We start from the raw sequence: 890 nt of genomic DNA on the forward strand, positions 1-890 counted from the left end.
CGATGACTTTGATAATCTGACGCTTCTCAAGTTGCCACCTTATTCACCGGAGTTGAATCCAATAGAGCAGGTATGGCAATGGCTGCGTCAAAATGTGTTGGCCAATCGTTGTTTTAGTGGTTATGACGATATTGTCGAACAGTGCTCTATCGCATGGAATACCTTCATTGAGAAGAAAGCAAGAGTGATAGAATTGTGTACTAGACCGTGGACAATTTTGACCAGTTAATTAATGTAATTGGTATAAAAATAGCGGAGAAACATGCAAGTTGAAAGAAAAATGGACTAATTTCTACAAATTACAGACGCAAAAAAGCCAGCTTATTCAGCTGGCTTGATTACATCTCAATGAGATAATTAGGCGCTTGGCGATGACCTACTCTCACATGGGGAGACCCCACACTACCATCGGCGCGTTTGCGTTTCACTTCTGAGTTCGGGATGGGATCAGGTGGTTCCACAAGGCTATTGTCACCAAGCAAATTCTGTTTATTACCGTGTCCATCTCTGGACCACGTTAATAATTCGGAAAGCTGATTTGCTTTGTTTGAGTTCAACAAGTACAAGGATGTACTTGATGTCATAAATGCAGGAGCATTTTATGACCACTTCATCAAGTGTCGATATTCTGTCTAAGGCTTCTTTGTAAAACCCATCTGGGTTGTATGGTTAAGCCTCTCGAGTCATTAGTACATGTTAGCTCAACGCCTCACAACGCTTACACACCATGCCTATCAACGTCCTAGTCTCGAACGGCTCTTTAGAGGAATTAAATTCCTAGGGATGACTCATCTTAGGGYTCGCTTCCCGCTTAGATGCTTTCAGCGGTTATCGATTCCGAACGTAGCTACCGGGCAATGCCATTGGCATGACAACCCGAACACCAGCGG

Annotated in this window: 1 protein-coding gene and 2 rRNA genes; 1 reads left to right on the forward strand and 2 read right to left on the reverse strand. The window is 43.4% G+C overall.

The features are described from left to right. Positions 1-229, forward strand: a 229-nt coding sequence (locus tag L5M38_RS24235; RefSeq protein ID WP_263176513.1) for a transposase, incomplete at its 5' end; no start/stop codon positions are given. 134 nt (positions 230-363) lie between these two features. On the opposite strand, the gene rrf is transcribed toward L5M38_RS24235, so the two are convergent. Together rrf and L5M38_RS24245 are read right to left on the reverse strand one after the other, a co-directional pair. Continuing rightward, positions 364-479: ribosomal RNA gene (gene rrf, locus L5M38_RS24240) — 5S ribosomal RNA — on the reverse strand. Positions 480-665: 186 nt separating this feature from the next. Beyond that, positions 666-890, reverse strand: a 23S ribosomal RNA gene (locus tag L5M38_RS24245); the annotation flags it as partial.

This window comes from Shewanella sp. SM101, from assembly GCF_025654465.1.
Classification (GTDB): domain Bacteria; phylum Pseudomonadota; class Gammaproteobacteria; order Enterobacterales; family Shewanellaceae; genus Shewanella; species Shewanella oncorhynchi.